This window comes from Phaeocystidibacter luteus, from assembly GCF_008933115.1.
In the GTDB taxonomy this organism is placed as follows: domain Bacteria; phylum Bacteroidota; class Bacteroidia; order Flavobacteriales; family Schleiferiaceae; genus Phaeocystidibacter; species Phaeocystidibacter luteus.
Genome location: NZ_WBVO01000007.1, coordinates 131,407 through 146,527, shown reverse-complemented (window position 1 = coordinate 146,527; position 15,121 = coordinate 131,407). Strand labels below are relative to the sequence as shown.

16 protein-coding genes and 1 other RNA gene are annotated in these 15,121 nt (G+C 46.3%); 14 read left to right on the top strand and 3 right to left on the bottom strand.

The window, feature by feature from the left end; translation table 11 throughout:
• Window positions 1–40 precede the first annotated feature (40 nt).
• The 8 genes from F8C67_RS09775 (at window position 41) to F8C67_RS09740 (ending at window position 7,245) form a co-directional block, all read left to right on the top strand.
• A complete protein-coding gene (locus F8C67_RS09775; protein WP_151667654.1) occupies window positions 41–412 on the top strand; it encodes a toxin-antitoxin system YwqK family antitoxin in 372 nt (123 codons plus the stop codon).
• A 68-nt stretch (window positions 413–480) separates the two neighbouring features.
• On the top strand, window positions 481–1,212 hold the full coding sequence (locus F8C67_RS09770; RefSeq protein ID WP_151667653.1) for a YaaA family protein: 732 nt from the start codon (window positions 481–483) through the stop codon (window positions 1,210–1,212).
• On the top strand, window positions 1,209–1,880 hold the full coding sequence (locus F8C67_RS09765) for an outer membrane beta-barrel protein (protein ID WP_151667652.1): 672 nt from the start codon (window positions 1,209–1,211) through the stop codon (window positions 1,878–1,880). Before F8C67_RS09770 ends, F8C67_RS09765 begins: the two co-directional genes overlap by 4 nt.
• Window positions 1,881–1,929: 49 nt before the next feature.
• Window positions 1,930–2,589, top strand: coding sequence for a DUF6089 family protein (locus tag F8C67_RS09760; RefSeq protein WP_151667651.1), 660 nt, complete (start codon window positions 1,930–1,932; stop codon window positions 2,587–2,589).
• Between the two features lie 76 nt (window positions 2,590–2,665).
• On the top strand, window positions 2,666–4,687 hold the full coding sequence (locus tag F8C67_RS09755) for a sensor histidine kinase (RefSeq protein ID WP_151667650.1): 2,022 nt from the start codon (window positions 2,666–2,668) through the stop codon (window positions 4,685–4,687).
• 37 nt (window positions 4,688–4,724) lie between these two features.
• Window positions 4,725–5,246, top strand: a complete 522-nt coding sequence (locus tag F8C67_RS09750; RefSeq protein ID WP_151667649.1) for a hypothetical protein — start codon at window positions 4,725–4,727, stop codon at window positions 5,244–5,246.
• A 13-nt stretch (window positions 5,247–5,259) separates the two neighbouring features.
• Entirely contained in the window at window positions 5,260–6,357 is a 1,098-nt protein-coding gene (locus tag F8C67_RS09745) for a formylglycine-generating enzyme family protein (protein WP_151667648.1), read from the top strand.
• A 453-nt stretch (window positions 6,358–6,810) separates the two neighbouring features.
• Window positions 6,811–7,245 carry a hypothetical protein gene (locus tag F8C67_RS09740; protein ID WP_151667647.1) on the top strand — a complete coding sequence of 145 codons (435 nt, stop codon included), beginning with the start codon at window positions 6,811–6,813 and terminating at the stop codon, window positions 7,243–7,245.
• An 850-nt stretch (window positions 7,246–8,095) separates the two neighbouring features.
• Here the strand turns inward: F8C67_RS09740 and F8C67_RS09735 are convergent.
• On the bottom strand, window positions 8,096–8,470 hold the full coding sequence (locus F8C67_RS09735) for a group III truncated hemoglobin (RefSeq protein WP_151667646.1): 375 nt from the start codon (window positions 8,468–8,470) through the stop codon (window positions 8,096–8,098).
• A 71-nt stretch (window positions 8,471–8,541) separates the two neighbouring features.
• Here F8C67_RS09735 and F8C67_RS09730 point away from each other — a divergent pair, with 71 nt between their 5' ends.
• From F8C67_RS09730 to F8C67_RS09715, 5 genes are all read left to right on the top strand, one after another.
• A complete protein-coding gene (locus F8C67_RS09730; RefSeq protein WP_151667645.1) occupies window positions 8,542–9,876 on the top strand; it encodes a hypothetical protein in 1,335 nt (444 codons plus the stop codon).
• 33 nt (window positions 9,877–9,909) lie between these two features.
• Window positions 9,910–10,050, top strand: a complete 141-nt coding sequence (locus F8C67_RS14315; protein ID WP_170266429.1) for a hypothetical protein — start codon at window positions 9,910–9,912, stop codon at window positions 10,048–10,050.
• A gap of 50 nt (window positions 10,051–10,100) precedes the next feature.
• Window positions 10,101–10,715, top strand: a complete 615-nt coding sequence (locus F8C67_RS09725) for a hypothetical protein (RefSeq protein WP_151667644.1) — start codon at window positions 10,101–10,103, stop codon at window positions 10,713–10,715.
• A 41-nt stretch (window positions 10,716–10,756) separates the two neighbouring features.
• Window positions 10,757–11,209, top strand: coding sequence for a hypothetical protein (locus tag F8C67_RS09720; protein ID WP_170266428.1), 453 nt, complete (start codon window positions 10,757–10,759; stop codon window positions 11,207–11,209).
• 67 nt (window positions 11,210–11,276) lie between these two features.
• A complete protein-coding gene (locus F8C67_RS09715) occupies window positions 11,277–11,678 on the top strand; it encodes a hypothetical protein (RefSeq protein WP_151667642.1) in 402 nt (133 codons plus the stop codon).
• Between the two features lie 619 nt (window positions 11,679–12,297).
• On the opposite strand, the gene ssrA is transcribed toward F8C67_RS09715, so the two are convergent.
• Window positions 12,298–12,696: a transfer-messenger RNA gene (gene ssrA, locus F8C67_RS09710) on the bottom strand.
• 134 nt (window positions 12,697–12,830) lie between these two features.
• Between ssrA and F8C67_RS09705 the strand changes: the two genes are divergently transcribed.
• Window positions 12,831–14,039 carry an NAD(P)-dependent oxidoreductase gene (locus tag F8C67_RS09705; protein ID WP_151667641.1) on the top strand — a complete coding sequence of 403 codons (1,209 nt, stop codon included), beginning with the start codon at window positions 12,831–12,833 and terminating at the stop codon, window positions 14,037–14,039.
• Here F8C67_RS09705 and rpe read toward each other — a convergent pair whose 3' ends face one another.
• Window positions 14,040–14,687 carry a ribulose-phosphate 3-epimerase gene (gene rpe / locus F8C67_RS09700; RefSeq protein WP_151667640.1) on the bottom strand — a complete coding sequence of 216 codons (648 nt, stop codon included), beginning with the start codon at window positions 14,685–14,687 and terminating at the stop codon, window positions 14,040–14,042.
• Window positions 14,688–15,121 lie beyond the last annotated feature (434 nt).

The window sequence follows — 15,121 nt, the reverse complement described above, 5'->3', positions numbered from 1 at the left end:
GAGTTAACTTTGTCTTAACACCAACAAATGAGGAAGGAACATGAAAGCATTATTCACAACAGCACTTTTGGTAGTATTCACTGCCTTGGCTACAGCTCAAGATGTAAGGACAGAGACTTACGACAACGGACAGACTAAAGTAGAATATACAATGTTTGGCAACTACGTACAGATGGTAGCATACCATGAGAACGGCGTAGTAAAAGAAACAGGCTCATTCTTGAATAACAAACCTCACGGCGAGTACCGCTTGTACGATAGTGAAGGCGAATTGCTCAGCGCAGGCGAATATGTTCAAGGTAAAAAACAAGGTATCTGGTTATTCAGAGCCGGAGGTGGAGATATGCTCTATCAAGTAGAATACGAAGACAACGTGAAGAAAGACGTAGAACGTTGGGTAATAGCCGACTAAATACGTTTGTGTTTCGAATGAAGACCCCGCACTTGCGGGGTTTTTTGTTTTTAGGTTAATTCGGCCTCATGAAATTTATCCTCAGTCCCTCAAAGCGGCAAGATGTGTTCGAAACCTCGAGCTCAATCGCCCTAACTCAACCCGATTTCTCAGTTGATGCGGAACGTATAGCTTCTCAAATGAAGAAGTTGAGTGAACGGCAGCTAAAAAGCAGACTGTCTCTTAGCGACGCCATGGCCAGTCAGACGAAAGAACTATGGTCTAGTTGGTCGGCATCTGATGGTCTGTCACCTGCGATTGGCACGTTTCAAGGGGACGTATATGATGGGCTTGATTTCGCTGGATTATCCGCTTCTGATCAAAAGCATGCAGCCGAAAGTGGAATCATCATGAGTGCCTTGTATGGTGTATTGCGGGGTGGTGATGCAATTTCGCCCTACAGATTGGATTTGAAAGATGGGGTGAAAGTAGGCAGTAAGTCGCTTTCTGTCTTTTGGAAAACCAAGACGCAATCTTGGTTTGAAGAGGATCAGCTTTATGTAGATTTAACAAGCACTGAGTACAAAATTCTGCTACCTTCGTGGCCCAGAGAGAATTGCGTAAGAGTAGACTTCAAAGAGAACCACAACGGGAAGCTTAAAACCGTGAGTTTCTTTGCGAAAAAATCAAGGGGAATGTTCGCTAAATGGATGATTGAGAACCGTCCAAAGAGCTTCACCGATTTACAGCGTTTCGATTTGGAAGGCTACCGATTCAATTCTGAGCATTCAACCACTAACTTGTTCATGTTTGTAAGATGAATCGAACCATTTCCCTGCTAACCGCCCTACTAGTTTACTCTCTCGGCTATGGGCAGGGTCATGCATCACACTACAATGTTGGAATTCTCGTAGGATCTACCCACACCTTTGATGATGTTTCAACTGACTTTCAAACCACCGCTTTTTTCAAAGAAGCCCGCCCTCAAATTGGATTTCAAGGTGATTATTATTTCAATCCGCACATAGGTCTCGGAGCTGGATTCAGCTTTGCTCATTTTCACGGAGACGATGCTAATTTTGATGAGGCTCGTGGTCTTTCATACGATACCTACGCCGCCCTCTTGGATTTCCGAGCTACGGTAAATATTCTCCCGTGGGGTAGGTTTCATTACTACACAAAGTGGACTACCTACCTATTCATCGGTGGCGGTGTCGGAGCTTTTAATTCAACCGTGAGTCTGCCACCATCGGAGCAGGCACTGGATATTAATGGCGCAACCTCCACGAAAGTGACGATTTCATTTGGGGGAGGATTCAAACACCGGGTTTCTTACAACAACTATTTGGCGTTCGAAGGAATCGTGTCGCAAGTGCCAGATGATATGTTAGAGGGTTTCACCACGAATATGACTCAGTCACCCGACTATTATTTCGGATTTCGCCTTGTATTCGGTTGGATGAATGCACTCAAGCCAGGCACTTTTTAAGAATTCTCTGACGCATGGACTATCTTTGAGGAAATTTCGTTCCAATTCTATGCGTAAGATTTTCATCCTTTCACTGCTTCTCTCGAGTGTCTTTGCCTTAGGTCAGAGAGCGCTTAGATACCAGGAAATTCAGTTCTCTGTCGGCACCATGAATTACAACGGCGAGCTAACATCAGGCCTCAATCCAGGTAATATCCTTCGCGAAATGGGTTTTTATGGAGCAGTGGATTATAACCACTTCTTCACCCCTAAATTCGGAATGGGACTCCGCGTAGGCTACGGTTATCTCATGGGAGATGACGCAAACCACGACAATCCAACACGAGGCTTGTCGTTCCGATCCGACATCGTGGAGATCAACGGAAACATGATTTATCACTTCCGCAGGTTCGGAAAGCGCTACCAGGCAAACCGAAGCACCTTGTATTTGAAGATGAGCAGCGGTGTGGCATTTTCTCAGGCTTCATTTCCGGATGACATTCAATTTGGCGATGGGGTAACTCTTTATCCCGGAACGAATAGCGCATTCAATCTTGGCTTCGGTGGAGGTATCAAATGGAGGCTGACTGAAACGAGCGCCTTGTCGGTAGAGTTCATGGGACACTATTACTTCTCAGATGTGATCGAAGGCTTTATAATTCGGGATGACACGAACGGCTCCGACGGCTACGGAGGAATTCGCTTGGGGTACTCTATCTTGATTTTATAGAAAGATTGAGGTTTCCCACGACCTGAGCTTTTTTTAGCTACCTTCCAGCTGCCCAATACTACTGGCCTAACCAACCATGAAAGCGTTCCTACGAGCTACGTTTTTTTTACTATTCGCATTCCCCACAAGTGGGTTTTCGCATACTCTAGATACAGCTACACTCGAAGATCGAGTTTTTGAGCTGTATGAAGAGGTTCGGATTTCTCCATTGTTAAGCCGCGAGAATGTGGATCATTTACTCCGTTCACACAGAGGCCAAATTCCTCGTTACTTGGAAGGCTGGCTGTATGAAATCAAAGGGGATAGCTATTACATGGTATCTCAATATGATTCCGCTATCCACTACTTCTTGTACGCGCGGAATCTGATGGAACTGGAACGAGATTCGATTTCCCTCGCTTACAACGATGTTTACCTAGCTGAAGCCTACAACGAAATGGGACTTCACGAAGAAGCGGCCAAACACTTCTTTACGGCTCGTAACTACTGCACCACCGTCGGTGATACGTTCGGCTTAATTGATATAAGCTATGGACTCTCACTGCTCTTTTACGATCGAGAAGAGTATCGTCCTAGTCTGAACTACATTCAGGAAGCAATTGAGCTTGCGGTGTTGAGCGAAGACTCCTCGTATTTCGCAAGCCTCTACACTCAATTGTCATCCGTTTACTTACAATTGAGCAATGTTGATACGGCCATTTCACTCGCTCGAAGTGCCCTGAAATTCGATGCTGCTCAAGGCTCTAGTAAACTCGAACGTGCCTATGCACTTGGCGCCTTGGCAGAAGGTCTTAATGAACGCGGATTGTACAATGAAGCCAGACTCTACTTGGATTCTGCCATGTCTCTAGCGACGGATATCAATGACCTTTATGCTACGATCTACTTCCGTACAGCAATTGCTAGAAATCATTGGGGTAAGGGTGAGTATGATATCGCATGGGAGCTCATCGAAGATGTATTGGATGATAGCGAACGACTTGGGATTAAAAGCGGATTGCGATATGCGCTTCGCGCTGCTGTGGATCTAAGTCGAGAGGAAGGAGATTATCAAAGAGCGCTCTTTTACTCAGATTCATTACAAAGCTTCACCAAGGAGTTGCTGAACGATAACTTCGAGCTAGTCTTACTAGAGAGCGAGCTAAATGAAGCACTTGCCGAATCAGAAAAACTTGAAAGAGAAAAGCAAATCAATGACCTGATCATTCAACGAAATTCTGCGCTGCTCGTCTTGGCCCTCTTAGCTGCCTTGGGTGCGGGAATCGCCTGGTACTTTCAATATAGAGGTAACCGTCGCATGCGGAAATTGAATGCTATTCTAGAAGAAAGAAACAAGATGATTTCTAGTCAGAATACACAGCTGGATGAGCAAACACGTGTGCTGACGGAGAATCAGAAATTACTCAAAAAGTCTAGTGCTGATAAAGACAAGCTCTTGACACTTATCAGTCATGACCTGCGATCACCACTCGCTCAAGTAAAAAGTGTTTCGGAACTCATACTGAGCGGTGCCGTGAACGAAGAAGAGATGAAAACTTTCTTCGAGCGAATCAATGAAACCGCCGATAAATCGCTTGCAAATTTAACCGACGTATTAGTTTGGGCGCGCTCTCAAATGGATAAAGGGATGACGTCTTCTTCTGATGCCGTTGATGCTCGCGAGGCAATCGATAACGCCTATGGGCTCGTTCAATCTAACTTTGAAGGTAAGGAGATTGCGCATCATATTGAATGCCCAGACCCTTCACCTCAGGTGCAATGCGATGAAAGTCACCTGGGCATAATACTCCGTAACTTATTGAGCAACTCCGCAAAGTTCTCACACCGAGGTCAAGAGGTGCGCACCGTTGTGAAGGAAGATGGTGCATGGGTTCACTTTGTGGTTGAAGACAAAGGAGTGGGAATGACCGAAGAGGTACGTCGGAAGATTTTCGAAGAAGGCAGACGAATGTCCGAACGGGGTACAGAACTCGAAAGCGGCACTGGAACTGGACTTCAGCTCGTGCGAGAATTCACAGAGGCGAACGGAGGAAAACTCGAAATCTTCAGTCGAGAAGGAAAAGGAACATCGATTTCGGTTTCATTCCGAAAGGCGTAGGCGCTTATTCCAACGCGTTTTTTTACCTTCATACGGTATGAAACACCAATCCATTACCGTACTCCTTCTGCTACTTGTCCCTATGCAATCTTTTGCGCAGGAAGCCGAAGAACCAACCTATTCCTCACTATCGCTTTCCATTGGTCACACCCTTGTGTTTGAGGGGGTTCGCGATGGCGAACGCACCCCTGTATCCCTACCTTCTTGGGCACTGGACTACAACTATTACATTCACGAAAGATGGATTGTTGGTCTGCATACCGACGTCATTTTCGAGTCTTTTGAGTTTGAAACTCCCAGTGACGGAGATGCCGTATTTGAGCGCAATTTTCCCGTTGCGACGGTTGGCATAGTTGGGCATCGAATAGGGCGTTGGTTTATGTACGCAGGTGGTGGAGCGGAGTTTGGAGATGAAACCTTTGGAGTAGTTCGTCTCGGAGGAGAGGTAGCCCATTCTTTTGACGAGCATTACGAAATGCTTCTTGGTATCGCTTACGATTATAAAGTTGAACACTATAGTTCCTTGGCTATAACCGCTGGGGTGGCTTATAAATTTTGATATCCAATCACATATGATTCTCTCCAAAAAGATCATACTTACTCTCGCAACAGGCGTGCTTTTCCTCACGTCGTGCGACTCAACTGAAGCCACTAAACAGACAATTCAATCATCTGAGCCGACTGTTGAAGATGTTGTCATCAACGAACCTGATACGGTTATTGAAGGGATGGTGTGGGTTCCTGGAGGAAGGTATGTGATTGGCAGTGTTGATTCTGAAGCCAAGATTGTGGAAGGCCCCGCCTATGAAGTCATTCTAGATGGATATTGGATAGATGAAACAGAGGTTACCAATGCTCAATTCGCAGCTTTTGTTGAAGCTACAGGGTATAAAACAGTGGCAGAGCGACCAGTGGATTGGGAGGAGTTGAAGAAACAACTTCCGGCGGGAACGGCACGTCCACATGATTCTCTCTTGCGACCTGGGTCGCTTATTTTTGAGCCTTCTGAAATCGCCAACTTATACGACATTTCGCAGTGGTGGAAATGGGAGGTCGGCGCCGATTGGCGTCATCCTCATGGGCCAAATTCAACCATAGAAGGGAAGGAGAATCATCCCGTTGTTCACATCGCTTTTGAAGATGCTCAAGCATATGCCGAATGGGCGGGAAAGTCATTGCCTACCGAAGCTCAATGGGAGGTGGCCTCCAGAGGCGGAGCAGCACCAAAGCCATTTGCATGGGGCAATGAGCTCCAACCTGATGGTGCTTACTTAGCCAATTATTTTCAAGGCACTTTCCCTGACAACAACACTCGGCTTGATGGTTTTGCGACTACTGCGCCGGTTAAGACTTATCCACCCAATGGTCTCGGACTCTATGATATGATTGGGAATGTGTGGGAGTGGACAAGCGATTGGTATCGGCCCGATACTCACCGACGTAACAGCGAAATAGCAAGCACAAAGGGCTGTATCAATCCCAATGGTCCAAGCTCCAGTTTTGATCCACAAAATCCATTGTCGCCTACTCGAGTGACGAAAGGGGGATCATTCCTGTGCAGTGATCAGTATTGCAGCAATTATCGTCCTAGTGCGAGAATGGCGACGGCTTATGATAGTGGGCAGGAGCATTTGGGGTTTCGGTGTGTGGTTATTCTCGCAGAGAATTAAAAGGATATGTGTGGTGGAGAGAGAACGCAGGGAGCGTGATGGAAACTCACACAGAGAAACAGAGGGCACAGAGATGCTTGGTGTGGTGTGGTTATTCTCGCAGAGAATTAAAGTTTTACGTGGTGGAGAGAGAACGCAGGGAATGAGCGTGAAGTAACCTCACACAGAGACGCAGAGGGCACAGAGATGCTTGGCGTGGTGTGATTTTTCTCGCAGAGAATTGGAGGGATATAGGTGGTAGAGAGAGTTCGCTGGGAATGAGCGTGGAATGGCCTCACCCGCCGGCAGGCGGGCAAGCTACAGAGACGCAGAGGACACGGAGAGTGATTTTTAACAGAGAAAATGAGGGGAGTGTGTTGTGGAAGGCTCTCGGGGATTCAATCATGGGATGCATACATGATTGGTATTTCGATATGGATTTAGGATGGGGTAATGATATTTGAAATGAATGGTATGAGAGTAGAAATCAATAACAAACTGGTTCGGGTAATCTTTTTAACCCTGGCGATTTTTGCACTGATTGTTGCTATCGTAGCTCATTTTTTAGGTGGGGATTTTCTGCTTGTGCTGATAGGACTTGAAGTTGGTTTGGCGCTCGGATATTACATCTATCTCTATCAAATAAAGCGGATTTTCGCTCTTGAGCTTGATTCGAGTTCAGGAGAACTGAAGGTTATATATAACAAAGGCGGTTCGACTGTCACACTAGATAAATCGGCGACGAATCTCACCTTCGAAACGCGCAAGAACAACAACCATCAAGATGTCGAGGTGTTGGTTATTAGGCACAGGGGAGAAGTATTCAGAACCATCTGGCCAGGTTTATCTGGCTTTGTAATCGACGATTTAAAGGCGCTCAAGGTAGCTCATGATGAGGTTGTCTTGTAGGAGCATTTGACCCTCACAAACGGCACGTGCTCAAGCACCGTGCCTATGATCTAGGAACTCGGTCTGATGATTTGGCTAACACGTAGGCGATTGATTTTGTCGGAGCAAATAGCGCAATGTTTTTTGCGGTTTTGCGTGAACCACACAACGCTCACCCCTCTGCGGACTCTCTCCACCACGAATTCCTCATTTTCTCAGCGAGAGATCTCCCACGAATCCGGTTTGCCAACCAGCGGCACGTGCTAAAGCACCGTGCCTACGATCTCGGCATTCAATCTAACGGTTTGGCTAACTCGCAGGCGATTGATTTTGTCAAAGTAAATAGGGCATTTATTTTTTGCGGTTTTGCGTGAACCAAACAACGCTCATCCTCTGCGGACTCTCTCCACCACGAATTCTTTATTTTCCCTGCGAGAGAATCTTCCACGAATCCGGTTACCCTACCAGCGGCACGTGCTAAAGCACCGTGCCTACTATCTCTGCATTCAATCTAACGGTCGGCTAGCTCGCAGGCGATTGATTTTGTAGTAGCAAATGGCGCAATGTTTTTTGCGGTTTCGCACGAACCACACCACGCTCATCCTCTGCGGACTCTCTCCACCACGTATTCTTTATTTTCCCTGCGAGAGAATCTTCCACGAATCCGGTTACCCTACCAGCGGCACGTGCTAAAGCACCGTGCCTACGATCTCGGAATTCATTCTAACGGTTTGGCTAACTCGCAGGCGATTGATTTTGTCAAAGTAAATAGGGCATTTATTTTTTTTGCGGTTTTGCGTGAACCACACCACGCTCATCCTCTGCGGACTCTCTCCACCACGTAATCCTCATTTTCTCTGCGAGAGATCCCTCACGACCCCGCTCTCCCCATCATCTCCAATTTCCCCAAGAACACCCTGCCAATCAAAACCGCTCTTTTCTTTGCCTCGTCAGCTCGTGCTCCCTCAAAGAGCTCGTCTAGCGTTTCATGGAATAGGGTAATCCATCTTTCGAAGTGTGGGACGTCTATTCCTAGTGTTGCATGTGGCGGGAAGGGGCGTCCGTTATAGGCGTTGTTTCCAAAGAGTATATTCTCCCAGAATCCGTACATCTTTTGCAAATGGGGCTCCCAGTCATCCTTTATTCGGTTCTCAAAAACAGGACCTATGAGGGTGTCCTTTCGAACCTTTTTATAAAAGGAATTAACGAGTAAAATGACGTCTTCACGAGAATTGATATCGTTCATGATACGAAGGTAGGGAAGGATGAACTCTGAATAGTATTCACTAACTTCAAAGTTCACAAAACTACTCTCTCATGGGCATGAATTTCGCCGGGGCCTTATTGAGTAAAAAGGGGCTCTCTACACACGATATTGAGCGTTGTTTGAAGGTTGAGCTCGAGGAGATTCAAGCTACGGTTTTTGAAGAGGATCCATTTGTATTGGGTGGGGAGGAAGATGATATCGCGATCCTTACCATGGGAAGTTGCACAGCTATTTGGTTCAATTACGATTGGGTGGGTTACTCCAATTTTGATCGTCTTACGGAAATAGTGGATAAAGCATGCGTCTATTTCATCGGAGAGACTGCTGGTGCCTACCACGTAGAATGGTTCCAGGATGGACAACCAGATGGTACAGATGATTATGAAGATGGAGAGGTTTACCATCTGAATGGTACGAACCGACTCAGTTTAGATGAGGGTGATTTATATTTCGATGGCATCTTGCCTCTGATTGAGGAATGGGGAGGAAATCGAATTTCAGAAGATTATCCAGTAAAGATTTATCGAACGAAAGCAGGTGAATTCGCTGGTGCGAAAACTGATAGTAGGGTGCGGCCTGAAGGAGAATACAGGTTTTCTGATATTGATGAATTCGAACAGACTCTGAATAATTCGCTTAGCGAACCAACGGCAAATCCCGGTGGTGTGTTACTCGCTTTCCAGATTGGCTTAACATCGATGTCAGATGCTCCTCTACCGGGCTTTTACAAAGGCGTACAACTGGTTGGAAATGGTACAGCAGCACAGCGTCGGGCTATGTTTGAACACCTTCGCACACTCTTGAATGAATGGAAAAGTCAGCCAATAACAAGTCCCGAAGCTAGAAAGGAGACCCGCAAGATTCTACTCCATTTTGCGCAGAACCCAGGCTCATTCCCAGGCTTGTTGATGAGAACGCAGAGGTGGGATCAATCTGAAGTCGTGGAAGCGAAGCGGGTTCTTATGGTTCATCTCGATAAATTGGCTGCTTTGAATGGTCAAGAGCTTCGCAATCAATTTCAACTTGTATACGACTTGGCAGATACCTACTTCGTTCTCGGAGGAGAGTTTCCCACTTCCGCTGATCTTTCGGGGAAGTCGATAGCCGAGCTTAAGAAGGACATCTATTTTCCAATTTATGCGCTCAAGGATAATTCGCCGTCAATCGAATTGATTCGTGGCAGAGTGTACCCAGCGCTAGGAGAGTTGTTTAGAAGAGGTCAAGATCCGATAGATGTAAAACTGGGTAATTTCAATCCAGATTCTGCTGAGAATCAAATTAGCGGAAAAGGATCTGGGGCATCGATTAAGATTGGTGGGGTAATCGTCGGAATTCTAATTGTGATTCGCATTATCTATAAGTTGGTCCGCGCGATGGGCAACTAGAACTAAATTGAATGCTGAATGAAACTTTAGCCTTTGATATTAGAAATCGACATCAACATTCACGACACGTACTACGTCATATCCGAATGGGATTTGGCTTTGTTGGTGTTGATGGTTGTGGTAGTGATGGTTGTTGTTAGGAAGGGAGTAAGAAAGTCCCGTGATAAGATTTAGATTCTGTTTTAGAATAAGCGGTCAAGACAACTTTAGTACCTTCATGTTCTATGCAACTTCTTCCTCTCTTCAATAAAAGTAAGGTTCTAGCATTGTGTCTCTTCACCTTGGCACTTTCTTGCTCTAAGCCTTCATCAATACCCGCTGGATATTACAATCAGGAGGATTTACTCGAGCGATATAACTTGGATGTAGTTTTCACGCACAAGTATTCACTCGATGATTCTGAAACAAGGCGCGCTTTGATTGTATTGGTTGATTCGAATCGTTCAGAGTATCGCTTTCTGATGACCTCTGATTATAGCGGAGGCTGGCATCTTCTTTCAATCCCGCATGTAGATTCTGTCCATCGAATTTCTTCAACATTGACGAGAGAATATATTGCGTTTGATGACAGCACTTGGTTTGAGCCTTTCACTTTTAAGGTCATAAGGGATTATACCGTTGAATTCGATGAAGGACAGGGTATAGGATATGGAATCTTGTTTCGACCCGAGTATAGAGACGTTTTCACCTTAGAGAATACCCCGCGAAGCCCTGAATCGGATAAAATATTTCAATCATGGTATTTGTCTGGTGATGAGTTGATTGATCTCAACTGTGATTCAATTTATCGGACGGATGTTCAGTCAATTTACTGTGTTCAATTCCATGACGAAGAATGAAGGAACAAGCAGATGGACAAAAAAAGTCGAATTTCAATTTGATGAGAAAGACGATATTAATTCCCCTTTTCATAGGGATTATTACGTCCAGTTGTGATGATTCTGGTTCCACAGGTGAAGCTCGTGTTCAGCAAGATATATCTCTGAAAGAAACTCCTTGCGATTCACTCCTCGCTGTTTGGGGTAGTGATCCATCTGGCTGCGACAGCTTGAAGAGTCTGCCCTTGCTCAATAGAATAATCAAAGAATGCGATTTATATGGGAAGTCGGAGGCTGAAGTTGTTCAACTGTTGGGAGCCCCTTACAAAAGGATTCCGCCAAAAGGTAATCGAATTGATTCAATAACATTCTTCCATACCTCCAGTCTCTATCTAATGAACTCGAGATGTGATTCGCAAGGCAAGGCTGACTTGAATGCTGATTTAGAGGAATTGTCGATTATGTATAGCGGTGGTTTATTGCTAGACACTTCTGTGGGCTACACTATACATTAGAAGCTTTGAAAAGAGAACGTGATATTTAAAGTGAAGCTGCTACAATAGCCCAATAGAGTATGACCTTATGAAAGCCGAAATCACCATTAATTCTGATCAACATGTTGACCTCTTTGCTGTTGAAAAGAGGATGTCATCATTCGTGAAAGTCACGAATGTTTCAACCAATCTTTTGGAGTTTGAAGCTGAATGGGATTTCTCCTACTTGTTTAGAGGTGAGCTTTTCACAATGATAGATTATGGCTCGATTCAATTGAAAGGTGATGAAGTGATATACAAGATCATCTCAGTGAGATACTGGTTGAATGTTGCGGCATTTTTCGGAGTTTTCTTCGTGTTTCCCTTAGTGATGGGATCTCCGGTCGAAGTCATAATTATAGGGTTGTCACTATCGTCAATTTTAGCCATCTCGATTTGGCAGATTGCAAAGTGGCGACATAAACGATTCTTGAGGAAGTTGCTGGCGTAAACACCCCCAATGTGTTCATTTAATTGCGTGTTTGCTTTTCTTCCGCCAGCCGGCGCGTGAACCACACCGCGCTCACCTCCCTGCGGACTCTCTCCACCACGCAATTCCTCATTTTCTCTGCGAGAGAATATTCCACGAATCCGGTTACCCTACCAGCGGCACGTGCTAAAGCACCGTGCCTATGATCTAGGAACTTGGTCTGATGATTTGGCTAACTCGCCGGCGATTGATTTTGTCAAAGTATATAGGGCATTTATTTTTTTGCGGTTTCGCACGAACCACACCACGCACACCCCTCTGCGGACTCTCTCCATCACGCAATTCCTCTTATTCTCTGCGAGAGAATCTTCCACGAATCCGGTTACCCTACCAGCGGCACGTGCTAAAGCACCGTGCCTACGATCTCGGCATTCAATCTAACGGTCGGCTAACTCGCCGGCGATTGATTTTGTCAAAGTATATAGGGCATTTATTTTTTTGCGGTTTTGCGTGAACCACGCCACGCTCATCCTCTGCGGACTCTCTCCATCACGCAATTCCTCTTATTCTCTGCGAGAGAATCTTTCAAATAAAAATCCCTGCATCACTCCTTACGTCGTGATGAGGGATTCGGCTTGTCTTGTGGAGCTGGCGGGATTCGAACCCGCGTGCAAACAAGGAAAAAATGGGCTTTCTACATGCTTAGTTCATTGTTGGGTTTTCGACGCAAGCCTGGCTATGAACAGCCTAGCGAACGCTTAGATACTAAATTTTCGACATCCTGTAGTATCATCGGAATGCCTAGTCTAACCTTACTGCACCTCTTGATCAGACTCCGTCAGACATGGATTCTGAGAGATGGCTCACTCCCGTACCTAGTACGTGGATTGGCTAAATCGTTCTATCGAATCGATTAAGCGGCAAGCGCGTAATTGTTGTTGCCAGTTATAAAGCTGAAGTCCCTGTTTAACGAGCGGAAACCCCATTGCTCGACATGCTTACACATCCCTTCATCTTGCTGTCAAAACCAGTCAGCCCCAAGGATGAATCTACAAAGGTAAGCCAACCACAACCCACGCACAAACCGTACTACATTTGATTGAGTGTGTGAGATGTTTTACACTTCCAATTCTATTCACGACTTTTGCAACGAACAATCTAAAATCGCTGGCATTGAAAATTGGGTTAATAAAGGAGGGAAAGACTCCACCGGATAAGCGCGTACCTCTTAGCCCAAGCCAATGCGCCGAACTGAAAGAGAAATACCCCCAAGTGGAGGTAGTTGCACAGTCCAGCGACATTCGAGCTTTTACCGATAATGAATACCGGGCTGCTGGTATTCCGGTGGTCGACGATGTGTCTGACTGCGATGTTTTGCTCGGTGTCAAGGAAGTTCCGATTGACCAGCTTATTCCCAATAAGACCTACTTCTTTTTCTCACACACTTTCAAAAAACAGCCGTACAACCGCAATCTGCTTCGCGCTATTCTCGAAAAGAATATCCGCCTCGTAGATTATGAAGTGCTCAAGAGCGCGAAAGGTACTCGCCTCATTGGTTTCGGTAGATATGCCGGAATCGTTGGAGCGTACAATGCATTTAGAGGATACGGCCTAGCTACAAAGTCTTTCGAGCTTCGCCCAGCGCATGAGTGTAGAGACAGAGCCGAAATGGAGTTGGAGTTCTCTAAAGTCAAGCTCCCGAGTGATTTCAAGATTGTGATGACTGGGCAAGGGCGCGTGGCGCGAGGTGCCATTGAAATCCTGAACTCCCTAAAGATTACCAAAGTTCCAATTAGAGCATTCCTTTCTGAGTCTTTTGACGAGCCGGTGTTTGTTCAACTTGGAGTACTCGATTATAACCGTAGGAATGATGGTCTAGTAGCTACGAGGAACGACTTCTATTCGAATCCGGAGAGTTATCGTTCGGACTTTATGCGATTTGCACGAGTGGCGGACATGTACCTCGCTTGTCATTACTGGGGCGATGGTTCTCCCTTCATCTTCACCCGTGAGGATGCCAAGAAGGAAGACTTCAAGATTAAATTCGTTTCAGATATTTCAGCGGATATCGACGGTCCTGTAGCATCAACACTTCGTCCGTCTACGATAGCCAATCCTTTTTACGCCTATGATCCCCATTCCGAAAAGGAGGTCGAATTGGGCACCGAAGGAAGTATAGGTGTCCAAGCGGTAGACAATCTACCTTGCGAGCTGCCGCGTGACGCGGCTGAGGACTTTGGGCGTGAACTTATCGACAAGGTGTTGCCATTCCTGATTGGGGATGACCCAGACGGTATCATTGAGCGCGCAACCGAAACTCGCGATGGCGAGCTGGCTCGAAACTTCATCTATCTAAAGTCGTATGTAGAAGGGGAGGAGTGATTAAATCGCCTTCAATTCTGCAATCGTTGCTTCCGGATCTTCGCTGTTAAACACGAAGGAACCAGCCACAAGGACGTCTGCCCCAGCTTCGATCAATTGCTTGGCATTAGCGGTCGTTACGCCACCATCAATTTCGATCTTGGTAGAGGCGCCACGATCGTCAATCATTTTTCTAAGCTGACGAACCTTTTCGTACGTACGCTCGATGAATTTTTGACCTCCAAAACCAGGGTTAACCGACATCATGCAGACAAGGTCGATATCCTCGATTGTGTCCTCGAGTACATTCACATTTGTGTGCGGATTGAGCGCTACTCCAGCTTGCATGCCCTCAGCCTTAATGGCCTGAAGGGTTCTATGAAGATGCGTTGAGGCTTCGTAATGTACAGTCAGAATATCCGCTCCAACAGCCTTGAACTCCTTGATGTATCGTTCGGGTTGAACAATCATCAAATGAACATCCATTGTTTTCTTCGCGTGCTTTTTGATAGCCTTGATTACAGGCATACCGAAAGAGATATTCGGAACAAAAACACCATCCATAACATCGATATGGAACCAATCAGCTTCACTGCGATTCAACATTTCTGAGTCACGCTGGAGGTTGGCGAAATCTGCTGCAAGGACGGAAGGGGCGATGATGGCCATAAGTGGAAATCTGAAGTTTGGGCAAAGATAGGGAAAGGATGCGCTCCGCCGAATGGCGGATCGGAAAGGATTGCCTGCCCGCCATGCGGCGGGGGGCAAAAGGGTTGCTCGTGCCTCGCAAAAGGGTCCCCGCTGGATGCGGGGAAAGGGTTGCTCGTGCCTCGCGAAAGGATCTTGCCCGCCAGCCGGCGGGGGGAAAGGATCGCTCGTGCCTCGCGAAAGGGTCCCCGCTGTATGCGGGGAAAGAGAGCTACCCTCTCTGCGAACTCTACCCACCACGTAATTCCTCATTTTCTCTGCGAGAAACCTCCGTGTCCCCTGTGACTCTGTAGCTTGCCCGCCTGCCGGCGGGTGAGGATTTCCCAAGAATCCGGTTCCCTACCAGCGGCACGTGCTAAAGCACCGTGCCTATGATCTAGGAACTCGGTCTAATG